General features: G+C 71.2%; 17 protein-coding genes and 1 pseudogene. 12 read left to right on the plus strand and 6 right to left on the minus strand.

From position 1 onward, the window contains the following. Positions 1–283: 283 nt before the first annotated feature. Positions 284–625 (minus strand): hypothetical protein, encoded by a 342-nt coding sequence (locus GBA65_RS15450; RefSeq protein WP_166397323.1) that lies wholly within the window; start codon positions 623–625, stop codon positions 284–286. Between the two features lie 317 nt (positions 626–942). On the opposite strand from GBA65_RS15450, the gene GBA65_RS15455 reads away from it, so the two are divergent. The 5 genes from GBA65_RS15455 (at position 943) to GBA65_RS15475 (ending at position 3,297) form a co-directional block, all read left to right on the plus strand. Continuing rightward, the gene (locus tag GBA65_RS15455; RefSeq protein ID WP_166397324.1) at positions 943–1,149 is read left to right on the plus strand and encodes a hypothetical protein; all 207 of its coding nucleotides are present in this window, start codon (positions 943–945) and stop codon (positions 1,147–1,149) included. Next, positions 1,146–1,571, plus strand: coding sequence for a hypothetical protein (locus GBA65_RS15460; RefSeq protein ID WP_166397325.1), 426 nt, complete (start codon positions 1,146–1,148; stop codon positions 1,569–1,571). Before GBA65_RS15455 ends, GBA65_RS15460 begins: the two co-directional genes overlap by 4 nt. Before the next feature lie 345 nt (positions 1,572–1,916). Then, on the plus strand, positions 1,917–2,315 hold the full coding sequence (locus tag GBA65_RS15465) for a response regulator (protein WP_166397326.1): 399 nt from the start codon (positions 1,917–1,919) through the stop codon (positions 2,313–2,315). 122 nt (positions 2,316–2,437) lie between these two features. Next, complete coding sequence (locus GBA65_RS15470) at positions 2,438–2,824, plus strand: hypothetical protein (protein ID WP_166397327.1); 387 nt, start codon at positions 2,438–2,440, stop codon at positions 2,822–2,824. A 206-nt stretch (positions 2,825–3,030) separates the two neighbouring features. Further along, positions 3,031–3,297, plus strand: a complete 267-nt coding sequence (locus tag GBA65_RS15475) for a hypothetical protein (protein WP_166397328.1) — start codon at positions 3,031–3,033, stop codon at positions 3,295–3,297. A 360-nt stretch (positions 3,298–3,657) separates the two neighbouring features. Here GBA65_RS15475 and GBA65_RS15480 read toward each other — a convergent pair whose 3' ends face one another. Further along, positions 3,658–4,071 carry a hypothetical protein gene (locus GBA65_RS15480; RefSeq protein ID WP_166397329.1) on the minus strand — a complete coding sequence of 138 codons (414 nt, stop codon included), beginning with the start codon at positions 4,069–4,071 and terminating at the stop codon, positions 3,658–3,660. A 164-nt stretch (positions 4,072–4,235) separates the two neighbouring features. On the opposite strand from GBA65_RS15480, the gene GBA65_RS15485 reads away from it, so the two are divergent. Beyond that, a complete protein-coding gene (locus GBA65_RS15485) occupies positions 4,236–4,697 on the plus strand; it encodes a GAF domain-containing protein (RefSeq protein WP_166397330.1) in 462 nt (153 codons plus the stop codon). Positions 4,698–4,921: 224 nt separating this feature from the next. Here GBA65_RS15485 and GBA65_RS15490 read toward each other — a convergent pair whose 3' ends face one another. Next, positions 4,922–5,110: a hypothetical protein gene (locus GBA65_RS15490; protein WP_166397331.1), complete on the minus strand. Its 189-nt coding sequence runs from the start codon at positions 5,108–5,110 to the stop codon at positions 4,922–4,924. A gap of 219 nt (positions 5,111–5,329) precedes the next feature. Here GBA65_RS15490 and GBA65_RS15495 point away from each other — a divergent pair, with 219 nt between their 5' ends. Next, the gene (locus GBA65_RS15495) at positions 5,330–5,482 is read left to right on the plus strand and encodes a hypothetical protein (protein ID WP_166397332.1); all 153 of its coding nucleotides are present in this window, start codon (positions 5,330–5,332) and stop codon (positions 5,480–5,482) included. A 60-nt stretch (positions 5,483–5,542) separates the two neighbouring features. On the opposite strand, the gene GBA65_RS15500 is transcribed toward GBA65_RS15495, so the two are convergent. Together GBA65_RS15500 and GBA65_RS15505 are read right to left on the minus strand one after the other, a co-directional pair. Further along, on the minus strand, positions 5,543–6,496 hold the full coding sequence (locus tag GBA65_RS15500; protein WP_166397333.1) for an ABC transporter substrate-binding protein: 954 nt from the start codon (positions 6,494–6,496) through the stop codon (positions 5,543–5,545). Next, a complete protein-coding gene (locus GBA65_RS15505; RefSeq protein ID WP_166397334.1) occupies positions 6,486–6,692 on the minus strand; it encodes a hypothetical protein in 207 nt (68 codons plus the stop codon). The genes GBA65_RS15500 and GBA65_RS15505 overlap by 11 nt, the downstream gene beginning before the upstream one ends. A 150-nt stretch (positions 6,693–6,842) precedes the next feature. On the opposite strand from GBA65_RS15505, the gene GBA65_RS15510 reads away from it, so the two are divergent. From GBA65_RS15510 to GBA65_RS15530, 5 genes are all read left to right on the plus strand, one after another. Next, positions 6,843–7,844, plus strand: coding sequence for a FecCD family ABC transporter permease (locus GBA65_RS15510; RefSeq protein WP_407691101.1), 1,002 nt, complete (start codon positions 6,843–6,845; stop codon positions 7,842–7,844). Continuing rightward, complete coding sequence (locus tag GBA65_RS15515; protein ID WP_228281385.1) at positions 7,841–8,884, plus strand: FecCD family ABC transporter permease; 1,044 nt, start codon at positions 7,841–7,843, stop codon at positions 8,882–8,884. Before GBA65_RS15510 ends, GBA65_RS15515 begins: the two co-directional genes overlap by 4 nt. A gap of 139 nt (positions 8,885–9,023) precedes the next feature. Then, entirely contained in the window at positions 9,024–10,118 is a 1,095-nt protein-coding gene (locus tag GBA65_RS15520) for an iron-siderophore ABC transporter substrate-binding protein (RefSeq protein WP_166397336.1), read from the plus strand. After that, positions 10,115–10,963 carry a ferric iron reductase gene (locus tag GBA65_RS15525; protein WP_166397337.1) on the plus strand — a complete coding sequence of 283 codons (849 nt, stop codon included), beginning with the start codon at positions 10,115–10,117 and terminating at the stop codon, positions 10,961–10,963. The genes GBA65_RS15520 and GBA65_RS15525 overlap by 4 nt, the downstream gene beginning before the upstream one ends. Next, positions 10,960–11,775, plus strand: a complete 816-nt coding sequence (locus tag GBA65_RS15530) for an ABC transporter ATP-binding protein (protein ID WP_166397338.1) — start codon at positions 10,960–10,962, stop codon at positions 11,773–11,775. The genes GBA65_RS15525 and GBA65_RS15530 overlap by 4 nt, the downstream gene beginning before the upstream one ends. A gap of 140 nt (positions 11,776–11,915) precedes the next feature. On the opposite strand, the pseudogene GBA65_RS15535 reads toward GBA65_RS15530, so the two are convergent. Beyond that, positions 11,916–12,682 (minus strand): annotated as a pseudogene (locus tag GBA65_RS15535) (3-hydroxyacyl-CoA dehydrogenase). Positions 12,683–12,841: the final 159 nt, after the last annotated feature.

Here is a 12,841-nt window from a genome sequence, read left to right on the forward strand (position 1 = left end):
TCGTTGTGCATGCAAGAGCGTAGCACGCGTCTGTTCGTGAAGGGGTAGCCCGTCGGGGAGCGCTGAAGGAGATACGCCAGTTTCACGCCTCTCGACGCGTGGTCAGACCCACCCTGCCGACGGGCGAGAGCACGCCGGTACGGGTTACGGGGTCGTACGAGTGACCAGGGTTACCCCCGCCGAGGAGACGCGGTGGGCAAGGTCGCGGTGGCTGGGTCCTCGCGCGTGCCCGTGGCGCGCAGGCGGTCGGGGACGAGCAGATCCCCAGAGCGGCCTTCGACGCCTACCTCTCGCCAAGCTCGAACGACACCTTCAGCCTGGTGCCTCCGCGCCTGCGGCCCTCCCTCACGATCCGCTCTTGGTCCAGCCTTCGTTGGCCGCGAGCCGGCCCCCGCTGGCCGCGAGCCGACCTCCGCCCGCCGGCCAACGCCCGCACCAGGGTCGAGGCGAGGACGACCGCGCTCATCCTCGCGCCGCCCTGCACCAGCGCCTCCGCCACGTCGTCCCTCGGTCCCCTCTTGCCGGGCACCAGCTCCTTGACGAGCCTCTTCAGCGGGATCTGCAGGGCCACGAACGTCGCCACCACGAGCAACGACGACAGCCGCTTTTGCGCCTTATCCCCCACCTCGATCTCCCTTCCCCTCGGTTCAGCCTTCGTGGCCTTCTTACCCCGGCGAGACGCTAAACAGGCACGGCGGCGCCGGATCGGCCCCGCGCCCCGTAGAACGGGCGCGAGATAAGCGAGCCCCGTCCGCACCCGAAGATCCCGGGGAGATCGAGCGGGCGGGCGTGCCCGGCCTCGGCGCGGCCCCACGCACCGAAGGGGTCGAGGGCGCCCGGTACGCTCCGTGGGACGCGACCGGATGGCGCCGCGACTACGGCCCTTGTGCATGGCAGAGATGAGCCGACGACGAGCAGAAGCGCGTAGGCCGGGAGATGCGGGTGAGGACGGAGAAGATCGTCTCCACCGTACTGCGCGAGGCGCGCGAGCGTCAGGTCGGGGAGGCAGCAGAGGTCCTGGAGGATGGACCGGAGGACTTCTACGGGAGCCACCCAGACCGATCCGGCGAGGCTCCGTACCCCTTTCTCGAGCCTTATAAAATCCGGGCGAGTAAGGGGGTACGGATGTGGACGAGGGGTCCTTATTGACGGCAGAACAGCGGCGCTTCTTCGAGAATCTGCTGGCGTACCTGCGCGACGGGCTGGAGGCCCGCAAGGACCCGGAGGCGGCCGAGCAGAGGGCCCGCATGTTCGCTTCCCTCGCCGGGGAGGCGGGCAGGGACCAGGTGCTCGAGGACAAGCGCCTCGCCGAAGGCGGCTTCGTCTACCTCCTCGAGGAGGGCAAGCGTCGCACCAGGCGCATCGGCGAACTTTTCCCCGCCGACGCGCCCGCGGTCCTCGCCGAGATGGAGAGGACCGCGGCCGTGAGCGGCGAGTTCGTGGAGAGCGACGGGGCGACCTACGTCATCGAGTACGGCGGGCGCAAGCTGGTGACGCCGGACCCCGGGGACCCCAGCGCCCCCCTGAGGGTCCGGTGGCGCGAGCTGGAAGGAAGGTGGCCGCGACCGTAGGCGGTCACCGCACCCGCGCCTCCGTCCGCACCGTCGCGGGCCCTCCCTTCGGGGGCGAAGCACTTTCCCGCGCGCATCTCGGCTTCGCCCCTCCCCAGCACGCCCGCGACGACGCGACCTCGATCGTGCTCCGGGAGAAGCCGCGGCGTACCGTTTCCTGCCGGGGTCCCCCGGCGGTCTTCGCTAAAGCCGGGCCCGTGCGCGGCCGATAAAGGGGTGCGTGCCGGACGGGACGGAGCGGGACTAACGCCCGGGTACGGGCGGGACGATTCGCCCATACCGCCGGGACCCCTCACGGGGTACGCTCGCGGTATGGACGCTATGTTGTCGGAGGTGCTACCCCGCATGGGAACGGAACGAAAGACCGTGCGGGTGCTGGTCGTGGAGGACCATGCCGCCTTCCGTCAAGCCCTCGCCGTGGTGCTGGGGGCGCGACCGGACCTCGAGGCGACCGCGCAGGCCGGGTCGCTCGCCGAGGCCCGCGCGTGCCTGAGCTCCGGCGGCGCGGGCCCCTTCGACGCCGCGGTGGTGGACCTCGGCCTGCCCGACGGGGACGGGACCGAGCTCGTGGGGGAGCTCGTCGACGGGGAGCCCGCCGTCCCCGTGCTGGCGCTCACCGACCGTCTGGACTTGGATCGCCGAGGGAAGGCGGTGCGCGCCGGGGCGCAGGAGGTGCTCTCCAAGGGCGCAGGCCTGGGAGTAATCCTCGACGCTATAAGGCGACTGGGAGCCAGGCGGCGGTAGCACGCTTCCCCGTCGCGGCGTCGAAGTGGCCCCGTGTCGTCAGGTCGGGGCTCGCGCCCGCAAACCCCGTGTTACGCGACTTTGCCGAATGGGCGATAATATTTACCTGGAAGTAGATACGCTTGATCCTGCTCTTGGGGAAGGGGTCGGTCGAAATACGCATCCTGGTCGCCTTCGAGGACGAGTACCGGGCCTTCCGGGACACCATCGCCGAAGCCTTGCGGGTCTTGCGTCCGGGCGACGAGGTCGAGGCCGCCGGTCTCGGGGCGATCGGGAACAGGGTGGCGCGCTTCGACCCGCACCTGGTGATCGCCAGCGTCCCGAACGCGTTCGACCCCGGGGGCAGGGTGGCGTGGGTGGAGCTCTCCCCCGACCCCGAGATGCCGTCCGAGGTGTGCGTGGGCGGGAGGCGTCGGGAAGCCGCCAACCCCTCCGTGGAGGACCTCGTCTTCGTCGCGGAGGAGACCGAAGGGCTGATCGGGGAGGAGCGGAACCCCCGGGCCTGCTAGCGGGTCGGCACACCCAGCGCCGCGACGGGCGCCCGGCCCGAGAACCGGAAGCGCCGGAGGAGGCCAGCCGGGATCGGGCGGCGGGGCAGATAAAGCTCCCGGAGGTTGGGGTCCGTGGCCCCATTCGCGTCGTGCCGTTTGCGGCGGGGGCCTGCGTGGGTAGGAGGGCGCCGTAGGAAAAACCGCGAAGAACGAGGAGGAGCCGGATGACGGACAAGTCCCAGCAGGAGCAGAACACGGAGTCGGCCATCAAGGTCCGCAAGGTCACCGACGTCCACTCCAACTGGAGCAGCCAGGGGCCCTTGCAGGACGGCAAGTTCTCCTACCAGCTGATCCTGGACAACGGGGCCGAGGAGGCCCTGGTCATGCCCACCGCGCAGGACGCCAAGGCGCTGAGGGACTTCTTCCAGGACGCCGACAGCGTCTACTGGGACACGGAGAACGAGGTCCTCATCTTCGGCAAGATCAAGTAGCCCCGGGCTATCGGTTGGTCCGGGCCGGGGTCCTTCGGGGCCCCGGCCCTCTTTGCGTCCGTCGAAAGGCGTGGGATGGGCGTCCGATAAGCGAGCCGCGCCCGCTGCCTCGAGGAGAGTCCAGAGGGCTTCTACAGATCCATTCGGAGCGGCGACGGCTGCCGGGCGGGATCCGACCCGGCCGCTGGCCGATAGGAGGCCCGCTGCGGGCGCCGGGGGACGCCGAGCAGCGTCCGATCCGCCGGGGCATCTCTCCGCCGAGGGACGGCCGTTGCGGAGCGGCACCTCCGGGCGCCGAGCCGGGTTCGAGGGCAGTGGGAGGGCAAGGCGGCGTTGCCGCGCCGGGGGATGTCCCGTCCCCTATCCGATCGGATGCCGGGGGCGTCTCTCGGACTTGAGCCTGACGTAGGCCGCGGCCAGGATGCCCGACACGAACCCCAGGCTCGCCAGCAACCAGGGATCGGAGGCCTCCGCCGTCCCCGACGTCACGACGAACACGGCCGCGATCGTCATCGCCCCGAGCGCCCCGTAGAACAAGTAGGTGGCCACGCTCTCGCCTGGCCGGCCGGGGGCTCTGGAGGCGAGGTACCCCAGGACGTAACCCGTCAGGGCGCCCGCCACCAGCCGCAACGCCGGCAGCGAGTCGTCGTAGCCCGCCAGGGCGAGGGCGCTGAAGGCGACGGCGTAGAAGACGAGGAAGCCCAGGATCGTCCGGCCCGGTCCGGTCCTCCTCCGTCGTCCAGAGCGGCCTGCGGCTTCGTCTGCTGGGACCATCTCTCTTCCCCCTTCGTCGGAGGTTCCCGCTCACCTGCCGGCATTTTTGCAGCAAGCGAAGCTCGGCGCATCCGCCGCAGGTCCGGCTCCCGCGTCGCCCCCTTCCGGTTTCGACCGCGCGCGGGCGTGGTAGTCATACTCTACGAAGACGCAGGGGATGATCGATGGGCCACGACGAGACCGAGCAGGACACGCAAATCCTGGAGCGATTGCTGGGCGAGGTCAGGCGCGCCCTCGCCATGGAGGTCGCCTTCGTCTCCGAGTTCGCGGGGGACCGGCTCGTCTTCCGGGCCGTCGAGGGCGACGGGGAATCCTTCGGCTGGCGCGAGGGCGACTCCGCCCCGCTCGACGAGTCCTACTGTAAGAGGGTGATCGACGGGCGCATCAGACGAGTAGTCCCCGACGCGAGGGGCGAGGACGTGACCAGGGACCTGTGGGCCACGAGCGAGGCCGGCATAGGCTCCTACGCGGCCGTGCCGCTGGTGCTCTCGGACGGCCGCGCCTACGGGACGCTGTGCTGCGCCAGCCACGAACCCGACCCCTGGCTCAGAGACCGCGACCTCAGGCTCATGGAGAGGGTCGCCCACCGGACGGTACGGGCACTCGAGGAGAACGAACTGCTCTAGGAGTTTGCGGCGCTCGTCGAGCGAGGCCGGGGTAGCCGTCGTCGACGCGCTCCTCGACGACCTTCGGGCTCGTGCGCCTGGCGCGGTCGCGGGGCGTCCGGAGCTGCCGAAGCCGTTGTTCTGCTCCCCCGTCGAGAGGCAGGCATGGAGCACGGCACCGGGCGCGTGACGCGCTCTGCGCCGGGGAGGAGCGGCGCCACGCGGCCGGTGCGCGTCGTGGGTAGCTACGGGTTCGTCGTAGGCGCCCCTTGTTCGAGTCTGGCGACCCTTATCTCGAGACCGACGAGGTACTCGGCGAGTTCGCGGGTCGTGCCCATCTGCACCAGTTCCTGTATGCGTGCCCCGTAACGCTGTCGCTGGGCCTCCGCTATCTCTTGCGCGCCCTTGGCGGCTATGGGGTTGAGATCGTCCACGGCTGTTCCCCTTCCTGATCGCCCTCCCCCATGCTACCCCGTTTGGCACGAAGGCATTCGGCCAGCCGCGAAGTCCGTCCCGGATCTTCCGAGGCCCGCCCCACCGCGTGGGTAGGTGCGGGTCCTGTGCGTGGAACGACGGCCGCCCGGAGTCCAGACTGCGCGAAAGTCGTGCTTCGCCCGCTCGGCTACCCCGGGCGGTGGCGCGAGAGGAGAGCCGTGGATTACTCCAGCCCGTACCTGGTGTTCCTGTTGGCAGCCCTCGTCTTCTCGGTATCGATGCTCGTCGCGTTGTTCGTCTACGAGTCGCCCCCAAGAGCAAGCACCGGTGACTACGCCGCCCCCGGTCACGAAGGGTCGAGCGCGGAATAGTCGACCCCGAGCGACGCTGGCCTCCGGGGTAGCCGCCGGGCCACCTCGGGCGCAGGGGACCTACCTCTCCACGACGTACCTCGTCAGGTCGTCCAGCACGCCGTTGGCCGCGGTGTAACCGATGCCGAGCATCCACAGGTCGTCGGAGACCTCGTACACCCTGCCCTGCTGAACGGCTTCGAGCCTCTGCCACAGGGGGTCGTTCAGGATCTCCGCTCTCGTCGACTCTTCCTCGGGGCCGTAGGTGGTGACGAAGACGACGTCGCCGCCCATCTCGGGGATAAGCTCGGCGCTCGCGTTCGTTATCGCGAAGTCGTCCACGTCCTGCGAGGGGGGGCGGGGCAGGCCCGCGTCCTCCAGCACCGTCCCGACGAACGACGCCTTCTGGTAGATGCGGGTGTCGCCGGCGAGGAACCTGACGACGGAGACCTCCGGGGGCGTCTCCCCGACGGACCCCCTGAAGTCCTCGACGCGCGTCCCGTAGTCGGCCTTCACCCTCTCGGCCTCCTCGGTCCTGCCGAGGGCTTCGGCGTGGACGTCGAAGTTCTCCTTCCACGTCACGCCCGTGGACTCGGTGAAGACCGTCGGCGCGATCGCGGCGAGCTGGTCGTAGATCTGCTCGTGCCGGAGCTTGCTGGAGAGGATGAGGTCGGGCTCGAGGGCGGCGATCCTCTCAAGGTTGGGCTGCTCGATGGTGCCGACGTTCTCTATGCCTTCGGTCCCCTCGAGGTACCGCGGATACCCCGACCCCTCGATCGCCTCCACGGCCCCCACCGGCTGTACGCCGAGCGTGATCGCGCTGTCGAGCTCGCCGGTATCCAGCACCACCACGCGCTCGGCGCGCTCGGGGACCGCCGACTCCCCCATCGCGTGCTCGACGGTCCTCCCGCCGCCCCCCCGATCTCCCGCCGCGCCGGACGCCTCCCCGCCGCCCCCGCAGGCCGTGAGGACGAGCGCGGCCACCGCCAGCGAGAGCACCCCGACGCAGCCGCGCCATCCGGACCTACTCACCATTCGACCCTCTCCCTCCGTCTCTCCCCCGGAGCAGTTCGACCTCGATCTCCGCGAGCTCGTCGAGCAACTCCTCCTCGTACTCCAGGGCCCCGGGGCGCCCCGCGACCCTGCCGCCGCACTCGCCGTCCACCACGAGTACGCACCGGACCTCATCGGCCCGCTCCTCCAGCCCTCCCCGCCTCGTGATCCCGATCAATTGCCTACCGACCCCCTTTCGTGTATCTTCTTCCCGATTTGTTGCAAACGATTCTCAGTAGCGATAGCTACCGTAGCGGTCTTGCGGCGGCGGGTCAAGGAGGGTGTGATCCAGGTTCGTAATCCGGTTGGGGTGGGGTTGGGCGGCATCCTGGCGCTGCCGCTCAGGTCTCGGGGCTGGCTCCTCGCTGGCGCGTTCGCGTGCGCGGGCGTCCTCGCGTTGTGCGTGCTGGCGAGCGTCCGGTTCGGGGCGGCGGAGGTAGGGACGCGGGACGTCCTGGCGGCCTTCTTCGCCTACGACGGCTCCGAGGAGCACCTCATCATCCGCACCTTGCGGGTGCCGCGCGCCCTGATCGCGGCGCTGGTGGGGGCGTCCTTGGGCGTCGTCGGGGCGCTCATGCAGGGGCTCACGCGCAACCCGCTCGCGGAGCCGGGGATACTCGGCATCAACGCCGGGGCGGCGCTCGCGGTGGTCGCCACGGTCTTCGTGTTCGGCGCCTCTTCGCTGGCGGTCTACGCCCCCCTCGCCTTCGTCGGGGCGGCGGTCGCGTGGGCGGTCGTCCATCTGCTGGGTTCTCTGGGCGGGGCGTCCCCGATGAAGCTCACCGTGGCGGGGGCAGCGCTCGAAGCCCTGTTCACCTCGCTGACGATGGCGCTCTTGATCCTCAGCCAGCAGACGCTCGAGGAGATCCGCTTCTGGCTCGCCGGCTCCGTCGCCGGGAGGGACCTCGGGCTGTTGTTGCAGATACTCCCCTACGCCCTGGCCGGCCTGACCCTCGCCTTCGTCCTGGGGCGCCGCGTCACGGTGCTCGCCCTCGGCGAGGACGTGGCGGTCGGTCTCGGTCAGAGGACGGCGTTGACCAGGCTCGCCGTGGCGCTTGCGATCGTCCTGCTGGCCGGGAGCGCCGTCGCCGTCGCCGGGCCCATCGTGTTCGCCGGGCTCGTCGCGCCGCACCTCGCGCGCTTCCTGGTCGGGGTGGATTACCGCTGGATCCTGCCGTACTCGGCGCTTCTGGGCGGGATACTGCTCGTCTGCGCCGACGTCGTCGGCAGGGTGGTTCTGAGGCCGCAGGAGCTGCCGGTTGGGGTCACGGTCGCGCTCGTCGGCGCGCCCCTCTTCGTCTACCTCGTACGGTGGAGGGTGAGGAGTTGAGGGGGCGCGTCACCGTGAGGCCGGCGGGAGGGCGCTTCTCCCTCCGGCTGGACCTGCGCGCCGTCGCCGCGCTCGTCGCGATCGGGGGCGTGGCGCTCGCGGGCGCCGTCGCCAACGTCGGTTACGGCGAGTATCCCATCGCCCCGCTCGACGTGGTCAGGACGGTGTTGGGGATGGAGACCGGAGACGCAAGCTCCTCCTTTATCGTGAATACGCTCCGGCTGCCGAGGGCGCTCGTCGCCCTCCTCGTCGGGGCCGCCCTCGCCGTCTCCGGGGCGATCCTGCAAGGCCTCACGCGCAACGACCTCGCCGCGCCCGACATCATCGGGATCAACGCCGGCGCGGGGCTCGCGGCCGTGGCCCTGATCGTGGTGCTGCCCTCCGTCCCGGCGGCCTTCGTCCCGCCGGCGGCTTTCGTCGGGGCGCTGGCCGTGGCGGCGCTGCTGTACGCCATCGCCTGGAGGGGCGACGGCTCGCCGGTGCGGCTGATCCTCGTCGGGGTGGGCCTGAGCGCGGTCGCGGTCTCGCTGACGACGCTCGTGATCACCTTCGGGGAGATCCGTCAGGTCAGCCAGGCCCTGGTGTGGCTGACCGGCAGCGTCTACGGCAGGTCCTGGGAGCAGGCATGGTCGCTCCTGCCCTGGCTCGCCGTCTTCGTGCCGCTCGCCCTCGCCCGCGCCCCGCGCCTGAACGCCCTGAACCTCGGGGACGAGGTGGCCAGAGGCCTGGGCGTCCGCGTCGAACGGGAGCGCGGCCTCCTCGTCCTGACGAGCGTCGCGCTCGCCGCCTCGGCGGTCGCCACCGCGGGGACCATCGCCTTCGTCGGGCTCATGGCGCCGCACATCGCCCGCAGGCTCGCCGGCCCCTCTTTCGGCGGCCTGCTGCCCGTGACGGCCGTAACCGGCGCGGCGCTCGTGGTGCTGTCGGACCTCCTGGGCCGGGTCTTGCTCCCGCCCACCGAGATCCCCTGCGGGATCGTGACCTCGATCGTCGGTGCCCCGTTCTTTCTGTACCTGCTCTTCAGGGGGCGCAAGGGGTGAGGGGGCCATGAGCCGTCGGGGGGGCCCGGGCGGGGTGCCGCGGCGCGAGCAGGACGTCCGGGGCCCGGGAGATCCGGTGGGCCGGGGAATCGGAAGGATCGACAGATCGCTTTGCCCCTTCGGGCGGAAGGAGACGAGGATGAGACCAACCATCCGCAAGGTTGCGAGAGACGTATCCGTCGGCGTCGCGAGGAGCCCGGGGGCGGGCGTGGCGCCATCTTCGGGCCCGTTTCGGCCGACCCGCAGGGAATTTTTGTTCGGGGCCGGCGGTCTCTTGTTGCTGGGGGCGGCCGGGTGCGGCGGCGCGGGCGGCGGGGGATCTTCCGGCGAGGCGCGCTCGATCGAGCACAAGTACGGCGTGACCGAGGTATCCGGGAGGCCGGAACGCGTCGTGACGGTCGGTTACACGGACCAGGATCCCGTGCTCGCGCTCGGGGTGGCGCCCGTCGGGGTGCGCGAGTGGTTCGGGGAGCGGCCGCGGGCGACGTGGCCGTGGGCGCAAGACGAGCTCGGCGAGGCCGAGCCGGAGGTTCTGCCCGCCTCGGAGATCAACTTCGAGCAGATCGCGGCCCTCGGGCCCGACCTCATCGTCGGGGTTTCTTCGGGGATGACCGGGGAGCAGTACGGCACGCTCTCGGAGATCGCGCCGACCCTCGCCGCGCCCGAGGGCTTCGTCGACTTCGGCGTCCCGTGGCAGGACGGGACGCGCCTCGTCGCCCGCGCGCTGGGCGACGAGGCGCGTGCCGAGGAGCTGATCTCGGGGGTCGAGGCGAAGATAGGCGAGACCCGCGAGCGGTACCCGCAATTCGGGGGCGCGACCGGGGTGATAGCGCTGACCGGAGAGGGCGGCAACTACTACCCCTACGGCCCCGAGGACCCCCGGGGACGCTTCCTGACCTCCCTGGGCTTCGAGCTCCCCCCGGAGGTCGTGGAGCTCGCGGGCGAGGAGTTCTTTGCGACGATCAGCCGGGAGAGGTTGAGCGTGATCGACGCGGACGTGCTGGTGTGGATCGTGAACGCCCCCGCCGAACGCGAGGCCCTCACGAGCGACCCGCTGTACGAGCGGCTCACGGCCGCGAGGGAGGGGCGCGATCTCTTTTTGGAGGCGAACGACCCGCTCGCCGGCGCGCTCTCGTTCGGTACGGTCCTCAGCCTGCCGTACCTGCTGGACGAGCTCACGCCCCTGCTCCAGGCGGCGCTCGACGGCGACCCGGCCACCGGGGCCGCGGCGTGACGGAGAGCCGCGCACGACCGAAGCGCCGCTCGCCGCTGGCCACGACCCTCGCCCGGCTCGCGGCCGTCGAGGACGGCGGCCCGGCCCTCTCCGCCCACATCGGCCTCCCCGCGGATACGGGATGGACGGGCTGCGCCGACCTCGCGGGGGACGACGCGCACCTCGACGACCTGCTCGAACGCGTGGGCCGCTCCTACGGGAGCGGGGACCGGGCGGTCGCGGGCTCGCTTTTCCTGCGCGCCTACCTCTGGCCGATCCTCGTCCCGGCGGTCGCGGCGTTCCTGGTCGACCGCCGGGTACCGGACGTCGGCGCGGCGAACGTGGCGCTACGCTTCGACGAGCGCGGCCGGGCCGACGGGGTCGCCTTCCTCGAAGGACGCTTCGCCGTGCTTGGGGGCAACGAGGCCGCGGGGGCGGCGGGTGCCGTGGTCCTCGCGAGCGAGGACGAGATGACGGCCTGGCTCGGAGAGGGGCTCGCGGAGGCCCATGTGCCCGGGCTGTTCGCGGCCCTGCGCCGGTGCGGGGTGAGGCGGTCGGAGCGGGCGCTGTGGGGCATGGTCGCGGACCTCGTCGCGGAGGCGTTCGGGTGGGCGGGTCCGGTGCTGGATCTGGAGCACGAGGCTCGGGCCTTCGCCGAGGGGATGCTGGACGGCTCCCCGCACATCCCCGGAAAGGCCAACCACCTCACCCTGGTGCGCGACGGCGTCCCCGTGAGGACGAGGCTCAAGAACGCCTGCTGCCTCTACTACAGGGTCGGCGACGCGCCGTGCCCCACCTGCCCGCGCGCCATGCGGAGGGAGCATTCGGGGCGGCCGGCGACGCGCGGCACGGAGGGGAAAGGGTGAGCGAGCTTCGAGCCGATAACGTCACCCTCGGCTACGACGGGCCCGACGTCGTGGAGGGGCTCTCCGTCGAGGTGCGTCAGGGCGAGATCACGTGCATCGTGGGTCCCAACGGGTGCGGCAAGTCCACCCTGCTGAGGTCGCTGGCCCGCATGATGAGGCCGAAGGGCGGCGCCGTGTACCTCGACGGCGCCGACATCTTCGGTCTGCCCACGCGCGAGGTCGCGAGGTCGCTCGGCATCCTGCCGCAGACCCCGACCGCCCCCGAGGGCCTGACCGTGCGCGAGCTCGCCGCCCAGGGGCGCTACCCGCACCAGGGCTGGCTGAGGCAGTGGTCGAAGGAGGACGAGCGCGCCGTCGAGGGCGCCCTCGACACCACCGGCGTGCGGGAGCTCGCCGACAGGCCGCTCGACACCCTCTCCGGCGGCCAGCGGCAGCGCGCCTGGATCGCGATGGCCCTGGCGCAGGAGACCGAGACCCTGCTCCTGGACGAGCCGACGACCTACCTGGACATGGCCCACGCCCTGGAGGTCCTCCAGCTCCTCGAACGCCTCAACCGCGAAGAGGGCCGCACCATCCTCATGGTCCTGCACGACCTGAACAACGCCTCGCGATTCTCGCACAACATCGTGGCCCTCTCGGGGGGACGCGTCTTCGCCTCCGGCGAGCCGCGCGAGGTCATAACGCCGGAGCTTCTGGCCGAGGTCTTCTCCGTGGAGGCGGACTTCGTCACCGACCCGCGCACGGGCGCCCCCCTGTGCGTGCCCTACGGCCTGCGCCGAGCGGGCGGTAAGGCCGCCGGCGAGGACGAATAAGGGCGCTGAGGGACGCCGGGCGATCCCTCTCCCTCGCCGCGAGCGACGGAGGGTCTAGCTCCAGAGCCGCGGGCCGAAGCAGGCGAGACCGAACGTCGCGGCTGCTCCGTACCGAGACCTCTACCGAGCGTAAGGGCGCCCTACCTCGGGGCCATGCGTATGGCGCCGTCCAGCCTGATCACCTCGCCGTTGAGCATCGCGTTCTCGACGATGTGCCCGGCCAGCGCGGCGTACTCCTCCGGCCGCCCGAGCCTCGGCGGGAACGGCACCTGCTTGCCCAGGGAGTCTTTCGCGTCCTCCGGCAGGGCCGCGAGCATCGGCGTCTCGAAGATGCCGGGGCTATCGTCATCACGCGGATGCCGTGCGAGGCGAGCTCGCGGGCCACCGGCAGCGTGAGGGCGACGACGCCGCCCTTGGACGCCGCGTAGGCGGCCTGCCCGATCTGGCCGTCGTAGGCGGCCACGCTCGCCGTGTTGATGACGACCCCGCGCTCGCCCCCCTCGTCCGGCTCGTTCTCCGCCATCCTCGCGGCGGCGAGGCGGATCACGTTGAAGGTGCCCACCAGGTTGATCCCGACGGTCTTCTCGAAGAGGCCGAGGTCGTGAAGGCCCTTCTTCCCCATGACCTTCGCCGCCGGGCCTACCCCGGCGCAGTTCACCGCCCCGTTCAGGGAGCCGAAGGTCTCCGAGGCCGCGTCGAGCGCGGCCCCGACGCTCCCCTCGTCCGTGACGTCCGTCCGGATGAACCGCGCGCGGTCCCCGATCTCCGCGGCCGTGGCCTCCCCCGCCTCCTCGTCTACGTCGGCGAGTAGGACGCTCGCCCCGTTCCCGGCGAGCATGCGGGCTGTGGCCGCCCCGAGCCCGGAGCCGCCGCCGGTGACGAAGAAGGTGCTGTTCTGGATCCGCAAAGCTCTCTCCTCCCTCTAGATCGTCGAATGATAGACGCTGTCGGAGCGTCCGGCCCCCGGTCGAGCCCGGCCGGTCGTCCCTCGGGCGCTGCTCATGCCCCGGGGCGGCGGTTTCGGGGCCCGGCGTGCGTTAAAGATTTTGTTGCGTCCAACCGACAA

It is taken from the genome of Rubrobacter marinus (assembly GCF_011492965.1).
Taxonomy (GTDB): domain Bacteria; phylum Actinomycetota; class Rubrobacteria; order Rubrobacterales; family Rubrobacteraceae; genus Rubrobacter_F; species Rubrobacter_F marinus.